Source organism: Rhodoferax bucti, from assembly GCF_005876985.1.
GTDB lineage: Bacteria > Pseudomonadota > Gammaproteobacteria > Burkholderiales > Burkholderiaceae_C > Allorhodoferax > Allorhodoferax bucti.
On the sequence record NZ_VAHD01000003.1, the window covers coordinates 301085 to 317989 of the forward strand.

17 protein-coding genes, 1 tRNA gene and 1 riboswitch are annotated in these 16905 nt (G+C 59.4%); of the genes, 8 read left to right on the forward strand and 10 right to left on the reverse strand.

Going from position 1 to position 16905, the window contains the following annotated elements; all coding sequences use genetic code 11:
- The first annotated feature begins 28 nt into the window (after positions 1–28).
- The 6 genes from FDM28_RS12440 (at position 29) to FDM28_RS12465 (ending at position 5483) form a co-directional block, all read left to right on the forward strand.
- A tRNA-Asn gene (locus tag FDM28_RS12440) sits at positions 29–104 on the forward strand.
- A 78-nt stretch (positions 105–182) separates the two neighbouring features.
- Positions 183–458: a DnaJ domain-containing protein gene (locus FDM28_RS12445; RefSeq protein ID WP_138515537.1), complete on the forward strand. Its 276-nt coding sequence runs from the start codon at positions 183–185 to the stop codon at positions 456–458.
- 14 nt (positions 459–472) lie between these two features.
- Complete coding sequence (locus FDM28_RS12450) at positions 473–1024, forward strand: hypothetical protein (protein WP_138515539.1); 552 nt, start codon at positions 473–475, stop codon at positions 1022–1024.
- A 31-nt stretch (positions 1025–1055) separates the two neighbouring features.
- Positions 1056–1805, forward strand: a complete 750-nt coding sequence (locus FDM28_RS12455) for a hypothetical protein (protein ID WP_138515541.1) — start codon at positions 1056–1058, stop codon at positions 1803–1805.
- 16 nt (positions 1806–1821) lie between these two features.
- Positions 1822–3039 (forward strand): hypothetical protein, encoded by a 1218-nt coding sequence (locus tag FDM28_RS12460; RefSeq protein ID WP_138515543.1) that lies wholly within the window; start codon positions 1822–1824, stop codon positions 3037–3039.
- 96 nt (positions 3040–3135) lie between these two features.
- Positions 3136–3220: riboswitch (cyclic di-GMP riboswitch) on the forward strand.
- Between the two features lie 67 nt (positions 3221–3287).
- A complete protein-coding gene (locus tag FDM28_RS12465; protein WP_240791995.1) occupies positions 3288–5483 on the forward strand; it encodes a S53 family peptidase in 2196 nt (731 codons plus the stop codon).
- A gap of 36 nt (positions 5484–5519) precedes the next feature.
- Here the strand turns inward: FDM28_RS12465 and FDM28_RS12470 are convergent, their stop codons facing one another.
- The 9 genes from FDM28_RS12470 to FDM28_RS12510 form a co-directional block, all read right to left on the reverse strand.
- Complete coding sequence (locus tag FDM28_RS12470) at positions 5520–5867, reverse strand: L-rhamnose mutarotase (protein WP_138515545.1); 348 nt, start codon at positions 5865–5867, stop codon at positions 5520–5522.
- A complete protein-coding gene (locus tag FDM28_RS12475; RefSeq protein WP_138515547.1) occupies positions 5864–6640 on the reverse strand; it encodes an SDR family oxidoreductase in 777 nt (258 codons plus the stop codon). Before FDM28_RS12475 ends, FDM28_RS12470 begins: the two co-directional genes overlap by 4 nt.
- A 55-nt stretch (positions 6641–6695) precedes the next feature.
- Complete coding sequence (locus FDM28_RS12480) at positions 6696–7580, reverse strand: L-fucono-1,5-lactonase (RefSeq protein WP_138515549.1); 885 nt, start codon at positions 7578–7580, stop codon at positions 6696–6698.
- Positions 7577–8869 (reverse strand): L-fuconate dehydratase, encoded by a 1293-nt coding sequence (locus FDM28_RS12485; protein ID WP_138515551.1) that lies wholly within the window; start codon positions 8867–8869, stop codon positions 7577–7579. The genes FDM28_RS12480 and FDM28_RS12485 overlap by 4 nt, the downstream gene beginning before the upstream one ends.
- A 1-nt stretch (position 8870) precedes the next feature.
- The gene (locus FDM28_RS12490) at positions 8871–9725 is read right to left on the reverse strand and encodes a fumarylacetoacetate hydrolase family protein (RefSeq protein ID WP_138515553.1); all 855 of its coding nucleotides are present in this window, start codon (positions 9723–9725) and stop codon (positions 8871–8873) included.
- Between the two features lie 160 nt (positions 9726–9885).
- Complete coding sequence (locus tag FDM28_RS12495; RefSeq protein ID WP_138515555.1) at positions 9886–10830, reverse strand: ABC transporter substrate-binding protein; 945 nt, start codon at positions 10828–10830, stop codon at positions 9886–9888.
- 89 nt (positions 10831–10919) lie between these two features.
- Complete coding sequence (locus tag FDM28_RS12500; RefSeq protein WP_138515558.1) at positions 10920–11918, reverse strand: ABC transporter permease; 999 nt, start codon at positions 11916–11918, stop codon at positions 10920–10922.
- Positions 11919–11954: 36 nt separating this feature from the next.
- Positions 11955–13484 carry a sugar ABC transporter ATP-binding protein gene (locus FDM28_RS12505; RefSeq protein ID WP_138515560.1) on the reverse strand — a complete coding sequence of 510 codons (1530 nt, stop codon included), beginning with the start codon at positions 13482–13484 and terminating at the stop codon, positions 11955–11957.
- A gap of 13 nt (positions 13485–13497) precedes the next feature.
- Entirely contained in the window at positions 13498–14259 is a 762-nt protein-coding gene (locus tag FDM28_RS12510; RefSeq protein ID WP_138515562.1) for an SDR family oxidoreductase, read from the reverse strand.
- A gap of 164 nt (positions 14260–14423) precedes the next feature.
- On the opposite strand from FDM28_RS12510, the gene FDM28_RS12515 reads away from it, so the two are divergent.
- Positions 14424–15272 (forward strand): IclR family transcriptional regulator, encoded by an 849-nt coding sequence (locus FDM28_RS12515; protein WP_138515564.1) that lies wholly within the window; start codon positions 14424–14426, stop codon positions 15270–15272.
- A gap of 38 nt (positions 15273–15310) precedes the next feature.
- Positions 15311–16267 carry a chemotaxis protein gene (locus tag FDM28_RS12520; protein WP_138515566.1) on the forward strand — a complete coding sequence of 319 codons (957 nt, stop codon included), beginning with the start codon at positions 15311–15313 and terminating at the stop codon, positions 16265–16267.
- A 32-nt stretch (positions 16268–16299) separates the two neighbouring features.
- Here FDM28_RS12520 and FDM28_RS12525 read toward each other — a convergent pair whose 3' ends face one another.
- A complete protein-coding gene (locus FDM28_RS12525; protein ID WP_138515568.1) occupies positions 16300–16881 on the reverse strand; it encodes an MOSC domain-containing protein in 582 nt (193 codons plus the stop codon).
- Between the last annotated feature and the right edge of the window lie 24 nt (positions 16882–16905).

The window sequence follows — 16905 nt, forward strand, 5'->3', positions numbered from 1 at the left end:
AAAAACACGCTATAATTTGAGGCTTCATTCCTCAATAGCTCAGTTGGTAGAGCGCCGGACTGTTAATCCGTAGGTCCCTGGTTCGAGCCCAGGTTGAGGAGCCAAATTAACCCGCAAGGGTACTTAAAAACCCCGCTGCGAACGCAGTGGGGTTTTTTCTTTTACGGCAGGATAGTTGCTGCATGAAAGATCACTACACCAGTCTCGGATTGAACAGCGCAGCCACCCTGGCTGATATCAAAAAAGCCTTCCGGCAAAAGGCCGCGCAGTTCCACCCGGACCGTAACCCAGACCCGAATGCCGCGCTGTACTTCCGCGAAGTGCAAGAGGCCTACGATGTGCTGTCGGACACCGACAAACGCCAGGCCTATGACGACAATCGCCGGCGTGGCCTGCTCGACAGCCCCATCGATACCGCGCGCGACATCTGGTCCTCCTATTTCTCCCGCATTCTTTGAACTGGCAACTCCCCATGAGCCTCTCCCCCTTCTTTCACCACCTGCGCAGCGCCTACCAAGCCGAGCTGGATGATCTGGCCTCGGACTCTGAAGGCACCAACGTCCTGCCAAAGAAACTGGCAGAGCGCCGCAAAGAGCTCAGCTTCCTGATGAGCATGTTGGAACTCAGCCCGGAGATGGTGGCCGTGGTGTTCCACCAGGGCTTCCGCTTCAAGCGCACCAGCGTGATGGAAGACTTGGTGCGCCAAGAGTCTGAAGACCTGCCTGAGTGGGAGGCCTTGTCGGATTCAGTGGACTTGATGCCCTGGGCTCAAAACCTCGCGCAACAAGTCTTGCAACAACCCGCAGGCCCCTGGTTCATGAGCGTGGCTGCGGCCTTGGAGTACTTGCTGACCAAGCCGGATGCCCGGTTCGCGCATGCCGAGGAGTCTGACGACGACGAAGATGACCGTGACGACATCGAGCGCGACCCCGAAGGCATGGATGAAGACGAGCGCCAGAGCCGCGTGAGCGAAGAAGAAGGCGCCGCCTGGATGGTTGAGCAAGGCTTCGACCACAAAGACTGATCCCCCACTTGTCACCCAGAGAGAACACCCCATGAGCCAACTTGCCCTGATTGAGAAAACCCAGGCCCTGATCGCTGCGGGCGATATCGTCGGTGCCGAATCGGTGTTGACCGAACTGGCGGATGCAGAGGGCGACGGCGCCTTGATGGTGGTGCTGGAGCAGTTGCCGCCCAAAGATATTCTGGCCGTGATCCGCGAGTACGACGACTCCAAAGAGTCCATCGTCAACCTGTTGATCACGCCCCAGCAATTCGCCCACGCGGTGGTGATTGAAAAGCAATACAAAGACCTGACCCGCACCCATCTGCGGGGCATGATGAACTCGGTGATCTTCCGGGAAGACGCAGACCCCATTGAGTTTCTGACCGCCATTGGTGATCTGGAAGGGGGCAGCGAGGCACTGGCCGACTACTTCACCGAAAAATGGAGCCGGATAGAAGCCTTCGCCCGCAGTGGCACTTTTGACACCGTGGAAGATGACGGAGAAATCTTGTCAGAACAAGCTCTGTACCAATCGGCCTATGTACGCCCCCGGGTGGACTTGGACGAAGTGGCAGACCAGGACTGGATGCAAATGGCATGGTTGCTGCGTCATGAACTGCCCGACTTGTTCATCGAGATGCTGATCGTGCTGCGCGCCAAAGCACGGGCCTTCGACCTGGGCCTGGATGACGACGAAGTCGTCGAGGAAGAAGACGACGGTAAAGTGGAAACTGGCGATACCGATCGCGGCAAAGCCACCCCCGCCGCGCGGGACGACGACGAAGAATCTGCCATCTAACCCTCGCGCCTCCGCCATGTCAACAGCCCCCCAAGCGATTTCCCTGTTCGACGACCGTCCTTTTTTTGAAAAGGCGTTGGCGTATGGCGTGCAACACGGCTTGATCAGCCAGGAAAAACTGGAAGCCATTGCGGCCGATGCCCCCAAAGGCATGGTGCAGATTGCGCGCTACTTTGGTACCGAGTTCCTGCGACCCGAACTGGAGCTGGCCAGGGACCGCATCGTCAACCTCGTAAGCCTGCATCTGGCACACACCACTCAGGGCGACCTGTACAAAGCGGCAGAGCTCTTGCGTGACCACAGCTTCCTGTCTCGCTCCAAGGCAGGCTCCGACATGCTCAAAGCCTTGATCACCATGCCACAGACCACCCATTTCGGCATGAATGAACGCAGCGGCTTTCGGGATGAGCACATTCCCCTCTTGGCGAAGTGGAGCCTGCGCCCACTGACAGAGTACCAGGCCGAGCTGACCATACGCAGCCGGACGGCCGCGGTGGTGGACGCTGCCGTATGGATGGCCGCCCGCCTGGGCATGGACGTCGATGACCTGGAAGAGGCAGGCAAAGATGCGGAAGCGGTGCTTCGCACCGCCCTGCTGGCCATCGCCTGCAAGCGCACCACCCTGCCGGACTGGGCCACGTTTGAAAAAATGATTGCAGCGCTGCGTAAGCGTTATCTCACCAAGCCCGGCAAGTTGCCGCTGACATGGCCCTCAGACCTGCCCGGCGAATGGATCGGCGTGATGGAGTCCGTGCGTGAGTCCGTATGGGCCGATGCGCCCAAGTGGCTGGAATCCGAGCTTCCCGCACGCAAATTGTTTGACCAGACGCCGGCCTTCATGGGTCGCTATTTCTGGGTGGAAGACGTAGTCAGCGAAGTGGAGCAGTTCGACAAAGCTGTTTCCAAAGCCTGGGCCAAAGCCACCGGTGGCAATGACGACGAGAGCTCTTTGCTCACGCTGTTTCTCTGCATGGCTGCAGGCAGCCCTGCCAAAACCGTGCTGACAGAAAAAACGGCAGCCAGCCTCGTCAAAAAAATCCGCAAGTCAGGCTTGGACGCTGGACGGCCTGTGCAGTTCATCGAAGCGAACGCCCCCGCAGAGCACGCAGACGACTACGCCAGCCTGTGGAGCAACTTTGTGGAAGACGCTGTAGCGACCTTGACCAGCGACCACGACTACACATTCAACGATGCTGTCGCGCTCCTGCGCCGCGAATGCAACATCAAAAGCTGAGTACGTCAAATCAGAATTGGCAGGCGAATAGCCACCATTTTTTGTAAATTACGCGAAATCAGGTAAAATTGTGAAAACGAATTTGGCGGCACTCGCCAGATTTATGGGTAAACCCGTTGAAAGACGGGGACACAAAGCCACCGACCTACAGCAGCAATGCCATGGTAGCGGGGCCGCCGATGGATACGTGTGCATGTCTGCCGTCCATTGAACGTTGTGGCCCTCCCCTATTGACCGGAGCTTTCGCCATGACGACCTTGCATTCGCACCCCAGCACCATGAACCCTGAACCGGGATTCTGGCTGCGTACAGCTGCGGCTCTGCTGTCGGCCATGGCATTGCTAAGCGCCTGTGGCGGCGGCTCCAACTCTGCAGACCAAGTTGCCTCTGGCACCGTGACGCTGCAAATGGACATTCCCACACTGCCAAGTGGTGTCGCAGAGCAGGTGGCCGCGCCCTTCTCCCAATCGGTACCCAGCCCCGATTCGGAACCGGTGTTCACGCCCATGGCAACCGGGACCACTACGGCCACGTACACACCGGCACAAATCCGTGCGGCCTATAGCTTGCCCGATCTCCCTGCCAGCGGAACCACGGTGACGGCCGCGAAAGCAGCCCAAATGGGTGCGGGCCAAACGATCTACATCGTCGACGCGTACCACAACCCCAACACGATTGCAGAGCTAGCTGCGTTCAATCAGAAGTTTGCGCTGCCTGCCTGCGCTACTAAAGTCATAGCACCTACCGCAGCGCTGCCGCTGGCTGCAGCATCCAATACTGCATGCGAGGTTTCCGTGGTTTACAACACGGCAGCGGGTGGCATGACTGCCACAACACCTGCATACAACTCCGGCTGGGCCACCGAAATCTCTCTCGACGTTCAGTGGGCCCATGCGACAGCACCTCTGGCGCGCATTATTTTGATTGAGGCAGCAGACGCCTCCCTGAACAGCTTGTTGGGCGCCATCAAGCTCGCCAACTCCATGGGCCCTGGCATCGTCTCCATGAGCTTTGGCGCGGCAGAGGGAAGCTGGACAGCGTCTGTGGACTCGGTATTCACCGCCCCAAAAATGACTTACCTCGCGGCAACAGGTGACTCTGGCATGGCGGTTTCCTGGCCTTCCGTTTCGCCCAATGTCTTGGCCGTGGGTGGAACCACCTTGAGCTACTCCGGCCCCGGCACCAAGTCGGAAGTCAGCTGGTCGGGCACAGGTGGTGGCATCAGCGCTTATTCCGCCACGCCCAGCTACCAGTCCAACGCGGTCCCCGGCATGGGCTTCACCAGCCGCCGCGTTGTTGCGGACGTCGCCTTCAATGCCGACCCCGCCACCGGTCAATACACCGCCATCATGGCCCCCGGTAGCACAACGGTGAGCTGGTTAAGCGTAGGAGGTACCAGCCTCTCCACCCCCCAATGGGCCGGCCTGATTGCTATTGCCAATGCGAACCGCGCGCTGGCCTCCAAAGCGGCCTTAGGCTTACCCCACACCGCCTTGTACGGCCAGTTGGCCACAGTGCCGGGTACTTATGCCAGCACATTTACCGACATCACCCGCGGCAGCCATGGCACCTGTGCCACCTGTACCGCTAAAGTCGGCTACGACCAGCTCGCCGGATTGGGAACTCCCAATGCCACGAATCTGCTGAACAGTCTGGCAGGCACTAACGCCAGTGCAGCGCCTACAGTGCCCTCCGCCGCAGTCAGTGGCACCGTGGGGACTGCCTTGTCTTTCACCGTGTCAGTCAACGCCTCCAACCCGTTGACCTACACACTCACAGGTGCACCAGCCGGCATGACCATCAACAGTGCAGGTGTGGTCACATGGCCGACCCCTCTGGCCGGTCAATACAGCCCCGTCGTCACCGCCAAAGACACTGCGACCGGTCTCACGGGGCAGGGCACGTACAGCGTGACCATCTCTGCCCCCAAAGCCCCCACACTGACGGCGACCAATATCATCGGCCGCCCTGGCGTAGCGCTCTCGTTTGCAGCCACGGCCGTATCAGCCAACCCGGTGACGTACTCGATTGCCGGAGCCCCCGCCGGCATGACGATCAACAGCACAGGCGTGGTGAATTGGGCTTCTCCGGTACTCGGCACCTACTCGGTAACCGTGTCCGCCAAGGACAGCAAAACAGGATTGACGGGGACAGCCGTTTACTCCGTCAAAATTGCCAATGCAGGCCCGGTGATCACAGCTGCAGCCATCACAGGCACCGCAGGCAAAGCGCTGAGCAGCAGTATCAACATTAGCGATACCAGTGCGACGTCGTTTTACATCTCCATCTCTGGCGTGCCGCTGGGCATGACCTTCTCTCTGAGTGGCATGAACGTGATTGCCAATTGGGCCAAACCGGTTGCCGGCACCTACAGCCTGAAGGTGGTCGTGACCAACAACAATGGCTTGAGCAGCCAAGCCACCATTCCGGTCACGATCAAGTAAGGGAAATTGCTACGGGTGCATGTGCCCGTAGCCCATTTACTGCAGGTTAAAGATGCGCCGCATGGGCACCCACTTCTGGCCGGCGGGAGTCCATGGCGTAGGAGCCTGGTAGGTCCACATCAAGGTTTCCCAGCGCACGATGGCCTCGTTCTCCAACGATGCGCGGGCCATGGCTTCTTCGGAATACACCTCAGAGTCTACGTCCATGACCATGAACATACGGATACCCAAGCGGTAGATTTCCATCGTCAGTACGCCCTGTGCAAACAGGTGCTCCCGCACTTCAGGCCAGATGGATTCATGGGCTCTTTCGTACGCCGCGATTTTGGTCTCGTCGTCCACGAGGTCCAATGCCAAGGCATAACGTGTGATGGGCCGGCTCATGACAGCGCCCGGTCCAAATGGGTATAGCCACCGTCCACAAACACCCACTGGCCTGTGGTGTGCGATGAAGCATCCGACAACAGAAATACACACATGCGCGCCATTTCGTCTGCGGTGGTCATCCGGTGTCCCAGGGGAATTTTGGCCGTGATGGCCGCGAGCTTTTCAGCCGGGTTGTCAAAGCTGCTGATCCAGCGCTCATAGAGGGGCGTCATCACCTCCGCCGGAATCAGGGCATTCACACGGACGCCGTCATTCAGCAAGGCCGCCGCCCATTCCCGGGTGAGCGACAGCTGTGCGCCTTTGGATGCGCAATAGCCACTGGTGTTACCCTGCCCCGTCAGCGCCGTCTTGGAGGACACGTTCACGATAGAGCCACGGCTCGCTTTCAAATGCGGCACACAGTAGTGAGCCATGACGTAATAGTGGATCAGGTTGCGCTCCAGCGAAGCCACAAACTCGGTACGCCCGGCATCCAAGCCCACGCTGTCGTTGATACCGGCGTTGTTCACCAGACCATCGAGCTGCCCGTAACGTGCGAGCACCTGGTCCACCGCCTGCGCACACGCAGCGTCGTCCGAAAGCTCCAGCTGGACAAATCCATAGTCGCTCCCCGTAGCTTTCAATTGCGATTCAAACGCAGGCGTCAGGGGGCTCTTGCCGAACACCACCGGAATCGCGCCCTCCTGCGCCAGCGTCAATGAAATGGCTGCGCCTATGCCACTGCCGCCTCCGGTCACGATGAACACTTTGTTTTTCAGGTGCAAGTCCATGGATCCATCTTTCTGCGTATCGGTAATTCAGTGCGTAGCTCAGCAACTCAGTCGTTCAGGTATCGGAAGGCACCTGCAAGCCGTAGCAGCGTATGGCATTGCCGGACCAAAACGCCTCTTGCTCGGGCATGGTGAGGCGGGTTTTGGCCCACTTCTGCACCAATCCATGCACCACGTCATACGGCGCCGCCAGTTGGCACACCGGCCAGTCTGAGCCGAACATCAATCGGTTGGGGCCAAATGCCTCCAGTGCATGGTCAAAGCATGTCCAGATCACTTTGCTGTCCACGGGCCCCAGGCCACCAGAGTGCGCCCAATCCGTCTCTGTGACCAAGCCGGACAATTTGCACACCACATGCGGCAAGGTCGCAAGACTTCGGATGCTGCTCAACCATCGGGATGGGACCTCCGGATTGGCCAGCCAGTCTCGGATACAAGGCTTGCCCAAATGATCCAACACCAGCCAATGCGCATCATGCTGCGCGCAAAAAGAGGCGACTCCGGGCAACTGGTGATCGAACACGAGCACGTCATACACCAAACCCGCTTTTTGCACGGCGCGCAAACCCGCCGAGTTATGCGGATTGGTGAGCCAGGCCGTGACATCCGGCTCGTCCTGGAGGATGTGGCGAATCCCTCGCATTGCCGGGTGAGAGCCCCAGCGCTCCAGCTGCTGCGCCAGATCAGGCGCCGCCAAATCAGCCCACCCCACCACACCCAGCACTTCGGGGTACTTGTCCGCGACCTTCAATAAAAAGTCTGTTTCCTCCACCTGCGTGCGCGCCTGCACCGCCACCACACCATCGACACCGGCAGCGCGCATGGCGTTCTCGCAATCAACCGGCATGCAGTCCTTTTGCAACTCCGGCATGGCGTCACTGATCCAGGGAAACTCGTCGGCCCGGTAGCGCCAGTAGTGCTGGTGGGTGTCGATCTTCATGCGGCCAGGGCCTTGGGTTTGAAGGTGTACTGCGCGATGGATTCTGGCTTCATCTCAATCGAGAATCCCGGTGCCTTGGGTGGCATATAGGCTGCATTTTCAATCACGCATGGCTCCTTGAAGTGCTCATGCAAATGGTCCACAAACTCGATCACACGCCCCTCACGGGTACCGGCAATGCACAGGTAATCGATCATGGAGAGGTGCTGCACATACTCGCACAGACCCACACCACCCGCGTGCGGGCACACGGGCAAGTGATACTTGGCAGCCATCAGCATCACGGCCAAAATTTCATTCACCCCGCCCAAGCGACAGGAATCAATTTGCACCACATCAATGGCCCCGCGCATGATGAGCTGCTTGAAGATGATGCGGTTCTGGCACATCTCGCCGGTGGCCACCTTCACGGGGTGCACGCCCTCGCGGATCACACGATGACCCTCAATGTCGTCCGGGCTGGTGGGCTCCTCAATGAACCACGGCTTGGCAAAGGCCAGCTCGCGCACCCATTCCACCGCCTGATTTACCTCCCACACCTGGTTGGCATCAATCATCAAATGCCGCTCCGGCCCCAGCACCTCGCGGGCAATGCGCAGGCGGCGGATATCGTCCGCTTTGTCGCGTCCCACCTTGAGCTTGATGTGGTTGAAGCCCGCATCGGTGGCCTCTTTGCACAAGCGGCGCAACTTGTCGTCGTCATAGCCCAGCCAGCCAGCCGACGTGGTGTAACAGGGGTAGCCCTCGCGGCGCAAGGTTTCCATGCGCTCTGTTTTGCCCGCCGCGCGCTCACGCAACAAGGCCAACGCCTCCTCGGGCGTGATGCAGTCGGTGATGTAGCGGAAATCAATCAGCTTCACCAACTCTTCCGGGCTCATGCGGGCCACCAACTCCCACACCGGCACGCCTTCGAGCTTGGCCCACAAGTCCCACACCGCGTTGACCACGGCACCGGTTGCCAAATGAATGGCACCCTTGTCCGGGCCGATCCAGCGCAGCTGGCTGTCCGAGGTGATGAAGCGCCAGAAGCGCCCCATGTCGGCGGCTACCCAGTCCATGTCCAGCCCAACCACCAAATGGCGCATGGCCTCAATCGCGGCGCAGCAAATTTCGTTGCCGCGCCCGATGGTGAAGGTCAAGCCGTGGCCCTCAACACCCGGACGGTCAGTTTCCAGGATGACATAGGCGGCGGAGTAGTCCGGATCGGGGTTCATCGCATCCGAACCGTCCAAATGTTGGGACGTAGGAAAGCGCACGTCTACGACGCGCATGCCAGTGACTTGGGTCATATCAGGCCTGTTTGGTTGTCTGTGTTTGGGTGCCCAGGCCCTCAATGCCCAGGTGAATGGTTTGCCCGGCGCGCAGGTAAACCGGAGGCTTTTGGCCCATGCCGACGCCAGGCGGCGTGCCGGTGGAGATCACGTCCCCCGGCTGCAAGCTCATGAAGCGGCTCAAGTAAGAAATCAAAAATTGGACGCCGTACACCATGGTCGAGGTGCTTCCGTTTTGATAGCGCTTACCGTCTACGTCCAGCCACATCTTGAGCGCTTGGGGATCAGGCACCTCATCGGCAGTCACTAGCCAAGGGCCAGTGGGGCCAAAGGTATCGCAGCCCTTGCCCTTGTCCCAGGTACCACTGCGGTCGAGTTGGTATTCGCGCTCGGAGACATCATTCACCACGCAATAGCCGGCCACATGGGACAGCGCATCCGCCTCCTCGATGTAGCGACCACCTTTGCCGATGACCACACCGAGCTCCACTTCCCAGTCGGTTTTAACCGAGCCTCGGGGAATCTCCACCGCATCATCCGGCCCGACGATGGCGCTGGTCCATTTGTTGAACACTACCGGCTCCGGTGGCACCTGCATGCCGCTCTCAGCCGCATGGTCGGAGTAGTTCAAACCGATGCAGATGAACTTGCCCACGTTGCCTACACAGGCACCCAGGCGCAAATCTTTTTGAGGAATACCCGCCACCAGAGGCAGGCTGTCGATGTTCACGCCACGCAGACGCGCCAGGCTTTCGGGCAGCAGTGCGGCGCCGGCTACATCGGGGATCACGCCGGAAAGGTCGCGCACGCGGCCCTGACCATCCAATACACCGGGCTTTTCCTGGCCTGGCAATCCGTAGCGTAAAAGTTTCACAGTCTTTCCTTTTCAATCAACAAAATCAGGCAGCTGTACCCGCCTCTCTTCAATCCAGAGCACCCGTGGAACTGGCTCTGCCAGGCCGCCGGGTGCACCCCCCTCCCGCCGCAGGCGAGAGAGGGGGGAGCGGCGCAGCCGCTCGGGGGGGTGCTTTCAATCAGTCATAAAGAACTGCCGCAATCTTGGCGTCCTTCATGTTGGTCTTGTCGTAATAGTAAAAACCGGTGTCGATGATTTTGGGCAACTTCTCACCCTTCAAAGCCTTCACAGCCGCTTCCACCGTCTTGTAGCCAATGCCCACAGGGTTTTGGGTGATAGCGCCGGCAATCGTGCCGTCGTTGATCATGTCCTTCTGCGCCTTGCCGGAGTCAAAGCCGATGATGACCACACCACTCTTCTTGGCTTCTTTCAAGCCCTTGCCGGCGCCGATGGCAGAACCTTCGTTAGTGCCGAAGATGCCTTTGAGCTTGGGGTAGGCCTGTGTCAGTGTCTTGGCAATTTCAGCCGACTTCAGGTGGTCACCGCCACCGTACTGGATGTCCACCACCTTGATTTTGGGGTACTTGGCCTTGATCTGGTCCACGAAGCCGTCGCGGCGGCCAGTGCCGGTAGTGCTGGTCTGGTCGTGCCCGATGACGGCCACTTCACCCTCACCACCAATTTTTTCGGCCATCTTGTCGGCGGCCAACGCAGCTGCCGCTTTGCTGTCGGTCTGCGCAGTAGTCAACACAATGTCACTGTCCACACCGGAGTCAAACGCAATCACGGGAATCTTGGCGGCCTGGGCTTTTTTGAGCAAAGGGATGGCAGCCTTGCTATCGAGCGCGGCAAAGCCAATCGCAGCAGGCTTCTTGGCCAATGCGGCAGACAGCATGTCGATCTGTTTGTCCACTTGCTGTTCGGTTTCGGGACCTTCAAAAGTCACCTTGACCTTGTAGTCCTTGGCAGCCTGGTCTGCACCTTGTTTTACGGCTTGCCAAAACTGGTGCTGGAAGCCTTTGGAAATCAGGGGAATATAGATTTCCTGGGCGGTAGCGAAGCTGGAAAAGCCAGCCAGTGCGAGGCCGGCAGTCAGTGCCAGCAATTGACGTTTTGCATTCATGGTTTGTCTCCTGATGGATAGGTTTGTTGCTCTCAAAGGAATCACGAAAAGCTCAAAGTGAAGGTGGCGTATGCGGCGGCCTGGTCTCCTTATTTTTTGTTGCGGCGCAGGTTGTCGGTGTAGACCGCGAGAATGATGATGAGACCTGTCAGCACCATCTGCCACTCCTGGGCAACCGACATGATGCGCAGACCATTGATAAGAACACTCATGATGAAGGCGCCGATGATGGTACCCAGAATCGTGCCCACGCCCCCGCTGAGCGAGGTGCCGCCAATCACCACTGCGGCAATCGCATCCAGTTCATAACCTTGCCCGAGTGCAGGTTGGGCGGAATTCAGACGGGACGCGATGAGCAAGCCCGAAATGCCACAGATGCCGCCGGCAAAGGTGTAAATGATGACCTTCCAGCGGTCCACATTCACCCCCGAGAGGCGCACCGCCTCTTCGTTGCTGCCCAGCGCAAAGGTGTAGCGCCCCAGTGCGGTTTTGTTGAGCACCACCGCACACACCACGGCGACCAGAAACATGATCAACACTCCATTGGGAATCGGTAATGCCGGAATCAGGTCCCCGATGATCGAGCCCAGGGCGATCTGGTCAAACCCCTCCACATCGCTGAAATAAATGGGACGGGTATTGGTAATGATGAGAGACGCCCCTTTGAGCAACATCATCATGCCCAGCGTGGCAATGAATGGGGGCACTTTTAACTTGGTGATGGCCAAGCCGGACAACGCTCCGCACACACACCCCATACCGATGGCCAGCACAATCCCTAGGGGCATGGGGATGCCTAAATTGACCATGAAGACGCCGGCCATCACCGCACAAAAAGTCATGAGTACGCCCACCGACAGGTCAATCCCCGAGGTGATGATGATGAAGGTACTGGCAATCGCCAGCACACCGATCACCGTCGTCGACTGCAAAATGCCGATGATGTTGTCCCGGTTCATGAACGCGTCCGGCTTGAGCACCGTGAACACCGCGATCAAGGCAATCAAACTCGCAAACGCCAAGAGCTTTTGTTTGGCTTGTCCACCCCCCAAAAGGCCGGGGCGTGCAGATTCTTTGTGTGTACTCATGGGCTAGTCCTGTTCAATTCGCAATTCGTTATGTGCTCACTCCACCGCCGCAACCTCGCGGCGGGTGGCCAGCTCCATCAGGCTTTCCTGGGTAGCCTCGTCACCGCGCACCTCGCCGGTAATCCGCCCCTCGCACATCACCAGAATGCGGTGACTCAAGAGCAACACCTCAGGCAATTCGCTGGAGATCACCACAATCGCCCGCCCCTGGGCTGCCAAGTCGTTGAGCAGCTTATAGATTTCGCTCTTGGCGCCTACGTCGATACCGCGGGTCGGCTCGTCAAAAATCAGCACTTCACAGTCCTGCACCAACCACTTGGCGATCACCACCTTCTGCTGGTTGCCACCCGACAACAGTTTGGACATCTGGTGGATGGAAGGAGTCTTGATCCGCAGTTTCTCCACCATGTCCCGGGACACTTGGGCAATGGCAGTCTTGTTCAAAAATAGTCCCCACTGGAGCCAGCGCGACAGGCTGGGCAAGGTGATATTGGCTGCTACATCCATGCCGGTTGCCAAGCCAAAGTGCTTGCGGTCTTCAGACAGATAGCCGATGCCGGCGTTCACCGCATCCTGCGGCGAGCGGAGACGCACCGGCACACCCACCACCCGGACTTCGCCGGAGTCCACGGGATCTGCACCAAACACAGCCCGCGCGACCTCGGTGCGGCCCGCGCCCATCAAACCGGCAAAGCCCAAAATTTCTCCGCGGCGCACCTGAAAGCTCACATCGCGTATGGCGCGACCACGGTTCAAGCCGCGCACATCCAGCAACACCTCGTTGGCCGACGTGTCCGGAATGGCTTTGTCCGCTTGCTCCAAATGGCGCCCCACCATCATGGCAATCACTTGGGTCATGGGCGTGTGTGCGGGCACGGTGTCGATGTAGCTGCCATCCCGCATGACCGTGATCCGGTCGGCGATGCGCTGAATCTCATCCATCTTGTGCGAGATGTAGACAATGCCCACCCCTTCACTCTTGAGCTGACGGATGATGCGGAACAGCTCCTCAATCTCGGCATTGTTCAAGGCGGCTGTGGGCTCATCCATGATCAGCACACGCGACTTGAACGACAGGGCTTTGGCGATCTCCACCATCTGTTGCTTGGCCACAGTGAGATCGGCAATGCGCGTGGTGGGCTCCATGTGCAAATTCAATCGGGCAAACAAGGCACGGGCATCCTCATTGAGGCGCACTTCGTCCAGCAGCCAAGCGCCTGCCTTGCGAGGCTCGCGGCCCAGAAAAATATTTTGCGCTGCCGTCAGGTGCGGCATCAGGTGCAGCTCCTGGTGGATGATGCCGATTGCCAGGGCCTGCGCATGGGCGGGGCTCTGGATGTCCACCGCCTTGCCTTCCACCCGCACCTCGCCCCCATCCATGCGGTACACGCCCGCCAGAATTTTCATCAGGGTCGATTTGCCCGCGCCGTTTTCTCCCATCAGCGCATGGACTTCACCTGCGCACAGGTCGAAACGCACATTGTCCAGCGCCCTCACCCCGGGGAAGGACTTGCTGAGATTGCGCACCTCAATCAGTGGTGCCACAGAGGCTGGGAGCTGGGTCATGGCATGTACCGTGTCAAATCGTGACGCCACCGTCCACCAACAAGGTCTGCCCGGTCATGAAGCGGGACTCGTCACTGGCCAAGTAGACCACCATCGGCGCAATGTCGTCCACCAGGGCCAAGCGACCCATGGGCTGGCGGGCAATAAAGTCTTTCTCAGCCTGCACCGGGTCGGCCGCCGACGCAATGCGCCCACGCAAAGAGGGCGTATCCACCGTGCCGGGGCACAGGGCGTTGGCACGCAAACCGGCCTTCACGTAGTCTGCGGCCAACGATTTGGTGAGCCCGATGACTGCCGCCTTGGTGGCGCCGTAAGCGCAGCGGTTGGCGAAGCCTTTGATGCTCGACGCCATGGACGCCATATTGATGATGGACACACTGCCCTGCTCTGCAGCCGCCTTGGCCAGCATGCCGGGCAGAAACGCACGCGTCATGCGGAACATGCTTTTGACGTTTAGGTCAAAGCTCAAATCCCAATCCGCCTCCGAGCACTCCAGCACCGAGCCATTGGCCACCATACCCGCACAGTTGAACAAGGCATCCAATGCAGGCATGCTGGAGGCCAGCGCTGCAACCGCCTCGTTACTGCGGACATCGAGCACCGCAGTTCGGATGGACGCATGCTCCGCCGCCAAGGTATCCAGAAAGCCGGCATGAATGTCGGTGGCGATCACCTGGGCTCCGGCACGGGCGCAGGCCAGCGCACTGGCCCGGCCAATGCCTTGTGCCGCAGCAGTGATCAACACTGTTTTTCCTGCCAACCTGCTATCGCTCATGGTGTGCGCTCCGTTGCTTAAATTCAAATATAAATAAATAATTCACCGATGAAGCAAATGGTACCGTGTCATCCCCTGCCTGCGCTCAGTAGTTTCCCTAGCCATGGGTTTATTCACTGCACCCCGGGCGCTCTGCTATAAAAAGTCACACACACTCCTCCAACATGCAAGACAAAGAACCCAAACCTCGCGGCCGCCGCCCCAAAACAGAAGACCTCGACGAGTCCGCCCTGCCGCCGGAAGACCGGTACCGCGCCCCGGCACTGGACAAGGGCCTGGACATCCTGGAGCTGCTGGCCAGCCAACCGCATGGGCTGACGCGCGCCGAGATCGTGAAAGAGATGGACCGCAGCGCGAGCGAGATTTACCGCATGCTGGAGCGCTTGGTGGCCCGCCAGTACGTCATGCGCAACCCCTCCGGGGACCGCTATGCGCTCAGCCTCAAGCTGTTTGCGCTGGCCAATATGCATCCGCCCCTGAGCCGCTTAATCAACCAGGCCTTGCCGGTGATGGACGAGTTCACCCGCAAGGCCGAGCAAAGCTGCCACATGGGCGTGTACGACCGGGGCAATGTGCTCATCAGCGCACAAATCAGCAGCCCTAGCGGCTGGAGCTTTTCGGTGCCACGCGGTGCGCGCGTAGGCTTGCTGGACACGGCCTCCGGCCACCTGCTACTGGCCTATGCCGATACCGGCAGCTACCAACGCATGCTGGCAGAGCACACCCCGCTGGACGGCGAAGTGCCCATCTCCGAGGCCCAACTGGCCAGCACTTTGGCAGACATACGCCAGCAGGGCTACCTGGAACGCGACAGTGCCCAGTCGTTCGGCGTGGTGGATATCTCATTCCCCATCCTCGGGCCGGACAATACCGCCCTGGCTACCCTCACCTGCCCCTACATACGGCGCATAGACCGCCATATCGGCCCGGACATGGCCCATGTGCGGCAGTACCTGAGTGAGGCGGCAAAAACCTTGTCTTTTGCCCAAAGCGCAAGCCACGGAAAAGGGTAAAGTGAAGGGGACATTCATCCGCACGCAAAGGCCCGCCCATGAGCACCCCACTCACCACCAAACCAGCGTCCAACGCCGCCCACGCTGCCGACAGCAAATTTCAGCTCCTGCTGTTCCGCTTGGGTGACTCCACCGGTAGCGAACGCAGCGAGTTGTTCGGCATCAATGTGTTCAAGGTGCGCGAAATCGTGGTGGCCCCGGAGATCACCAGCATCGTCAACGCGCCGCAACATGCCATGGGGCTGGCCAATGTGCGGGGGCAGTTGATTCCGGTCATCAACCTGCCGGCGCTCGCGGGCTGCGTGCCCAAAACCAATTCCAAAATCGTGCTGGTGACTGAATTTGCACGCACCACCCAGGCTTTTCTGGTGGACGAGGTGGTGGAAATCATCCAGATGGACTGGAAGCACCTGCTCGCCGCCGACAACAACAGCTCGGGCCTGCTCTCGGGCGTAGCCCGTATCGATGGGGATGCAGCCGACTCCCGCCTGGCCCAGGTACTGGATGTGGAGCAAATCATCCGCAATGTGTTTCCCAACACTCCCTTGGACGCTGGCAGCGGCAATATCCAGAAGATCAAGCTGCCGGAAGGCTCCACCATTTTGTTTGCGGACGATTCGGCCATCGCCCGCATGCTGGTTGAGGAAAGCCTCAAAACCATGGGCGTGTCGTATGTGGCCGTCAAAAACGGCAAAGAAGCCTGGGAACGGCTGGTCCACATCCACAACGATGCCGTCAACCATGGCAAGCGGGCCAAAGACAAAGTCGCCTTGGTGCTTACCGACCTGGAAATGCCGGAGATGGACGGCTTCACCCTCACCCGCAGCATCAAAAACGACAACCGCTTTGCCGGCATACCAGTGATCGTCTACTCCTCGCTCACCGGCAGTGCCAGCGAAGGCCACGCCAGCAGCGTGGGCGCGGATGCCTACGTGGCCAAGTTCGAGCCGAACGAACTGGCAGACGCCATCAGCACCACCCTGTCACGCGGTTGAAGCCCACCCCAGAGGTGTGAAGCCAAAGCACCTCAGCGCAGGTGCTTGAACAGCTTGGCTTTGAACAGCTCCGGAATACCCATTTGGCGTGGCCCGGGCTCCAAGGTGAATGACTCGCCGGCCGCAATGCTTCCGGGCGCGTCCACCGCCAGATAAAAACCACAACGCCCACTCAGCGCCATGGCTTTGACTGCGGTGTTGAAGCCCATGGCGGCGTTGAATTTGTAGCAGGGCTCCCGGGGCTGCACCACCCGCAGAGCGCAGTGCGCAAAGCGCAGCACATCGCCCACCCACACATCGTGCTCCAGCAGGCCGGCCAGTGTCAGGTTTTCCCCCATGGACCCGAAGGGGAGTTGATCATCCACACCGGCAACCCCCGCCTGTTCCCGCGCGTCTTGCCAGAAGGGGTAATGCTCGGACGGGTAGGCATACACCGCCTTGTCCAAGCCCCCGTGGACCGACAAATCCGCCTGCTCATCACCCGCCAAACCCAGCGGCATCACCGGCACAGGGCTGGTCACCGGCGTTTTGTAGATGGCCGTGAGAATGCTGCGCCCCTGAATCTGCGCCTTGCGGGCGACACCGGTTTGCACACTGAGCAGTTTGTAAGGCATTGGAATGTTCCTTGCAATCGCCGG

Coding starts and splice junctions, on each gene's coding strand:
- FDM28_RS12515 (WP_138515564.1), top strand. CDS start 14,424: ATGCAAGACAAAGAACCCAAACCTCGCGGCCGCCGCCCCAAAACAGAA.
- FDM28_RS12500 (WP_138515558.1), bottom strand. CDS start 11,918: ATGAGTACACACAAAGAATCTGCACGCCCCGGCCTTTTGGGGGGTGGA.
- FDM28_RS12470 (WP_138515545.1), bottom strand. CDS start 5,867: ATGAGCCGGCCCATCACACGTTATGCCTTGGCATTGGACCTCGTGGAC.
- FDM28_RS12445 (WP_138515537.1), top strand. CDS start 183: ATGAAAGATCACTACACCAGTCTCGGATTGAACAGCGCAGCCACCCTG.
- FDM28_RS12450 (WP_138515539.1), top strand. CDS start 473: ATGAGCCTCTCCCCCTTCTTTCACCACCTGCGCAGCGCCTACCAAGCC.
- FDM28_RS12520 (WP_138515566.1), top strand. CDS start 15,311: ATGAGCACCCCACTCACCACCAAACCAGCGTCCAACGCCGCCCACGCT.
- FDM28_RS12505 (WP_138515560.1), bottom strand. CDS start 13,484: ATGACCCAGCTCCCAGCCTCTGTGGCACCACTGATTGAGGTGCGCAAT.
- FDM28_RS12485 (WP_138515551.1), bottom strand. CDS start 8,869: ATGACCCAAGTCACTGGCATGCGCGTCGTAGACGTGCGCTTTCCTACG.
- FDM28_RS12480 (WP_138515549.1), bottom strand. CDS start 7,580: ATGAAGATCGACACCCACCAGCACTACTGGCGCTACCGGGCCGACGAG.
- FDM28_RS12475 (WP_138515547.1), bottom strand. CDS start 6,640: ATGGACTTGCACCTGAAAAACAAAGTGTTCATCGTGACCGGAGGCGGC.
- FDM28_RS12455 (WP_138515541.1), top strand. CDS start 1,056: ATGAGCCAACTTGCCCTGATTGAGAAAACCCAGGCCCTGATCGCTGCG.
- FDM28_RS12460 (WP_138515543.1), top strand. CDS start 1,822: ATGTCAACAGCCCCCCAAGCGATTTCCCTGTTCGACGACCGTCCTTTT.
- FDM28_RS12495 (WP_138515555.1), bottom strand. CDS start 10,830: ATGAATGCAAAACGTCAATTGCTGGCACTGACTGCCGGCCTCGCACTG.
- FDM28_RS12510 (WP_138515562.1), bottom strand. CDS start 14,259: ATGAGCGATAGCAGGTTGGCAGGAAAAACAGTGTTGATCACTGCTGCG.
- FDM28_RS12465 (WP_240791995.1), top strand. CDS start 3,288: ATGACGACCTTGCATTCGCACCCCAGCACCATGAACCCTGAACCGGGA.
- FDM28_RS12525 (WP_138515568.1), bottom strand. CDS start 16,881: ATGCCTTACAAACTGCTCAGTGTGCAAACCGGTGTCGCCCGCAAGGCG.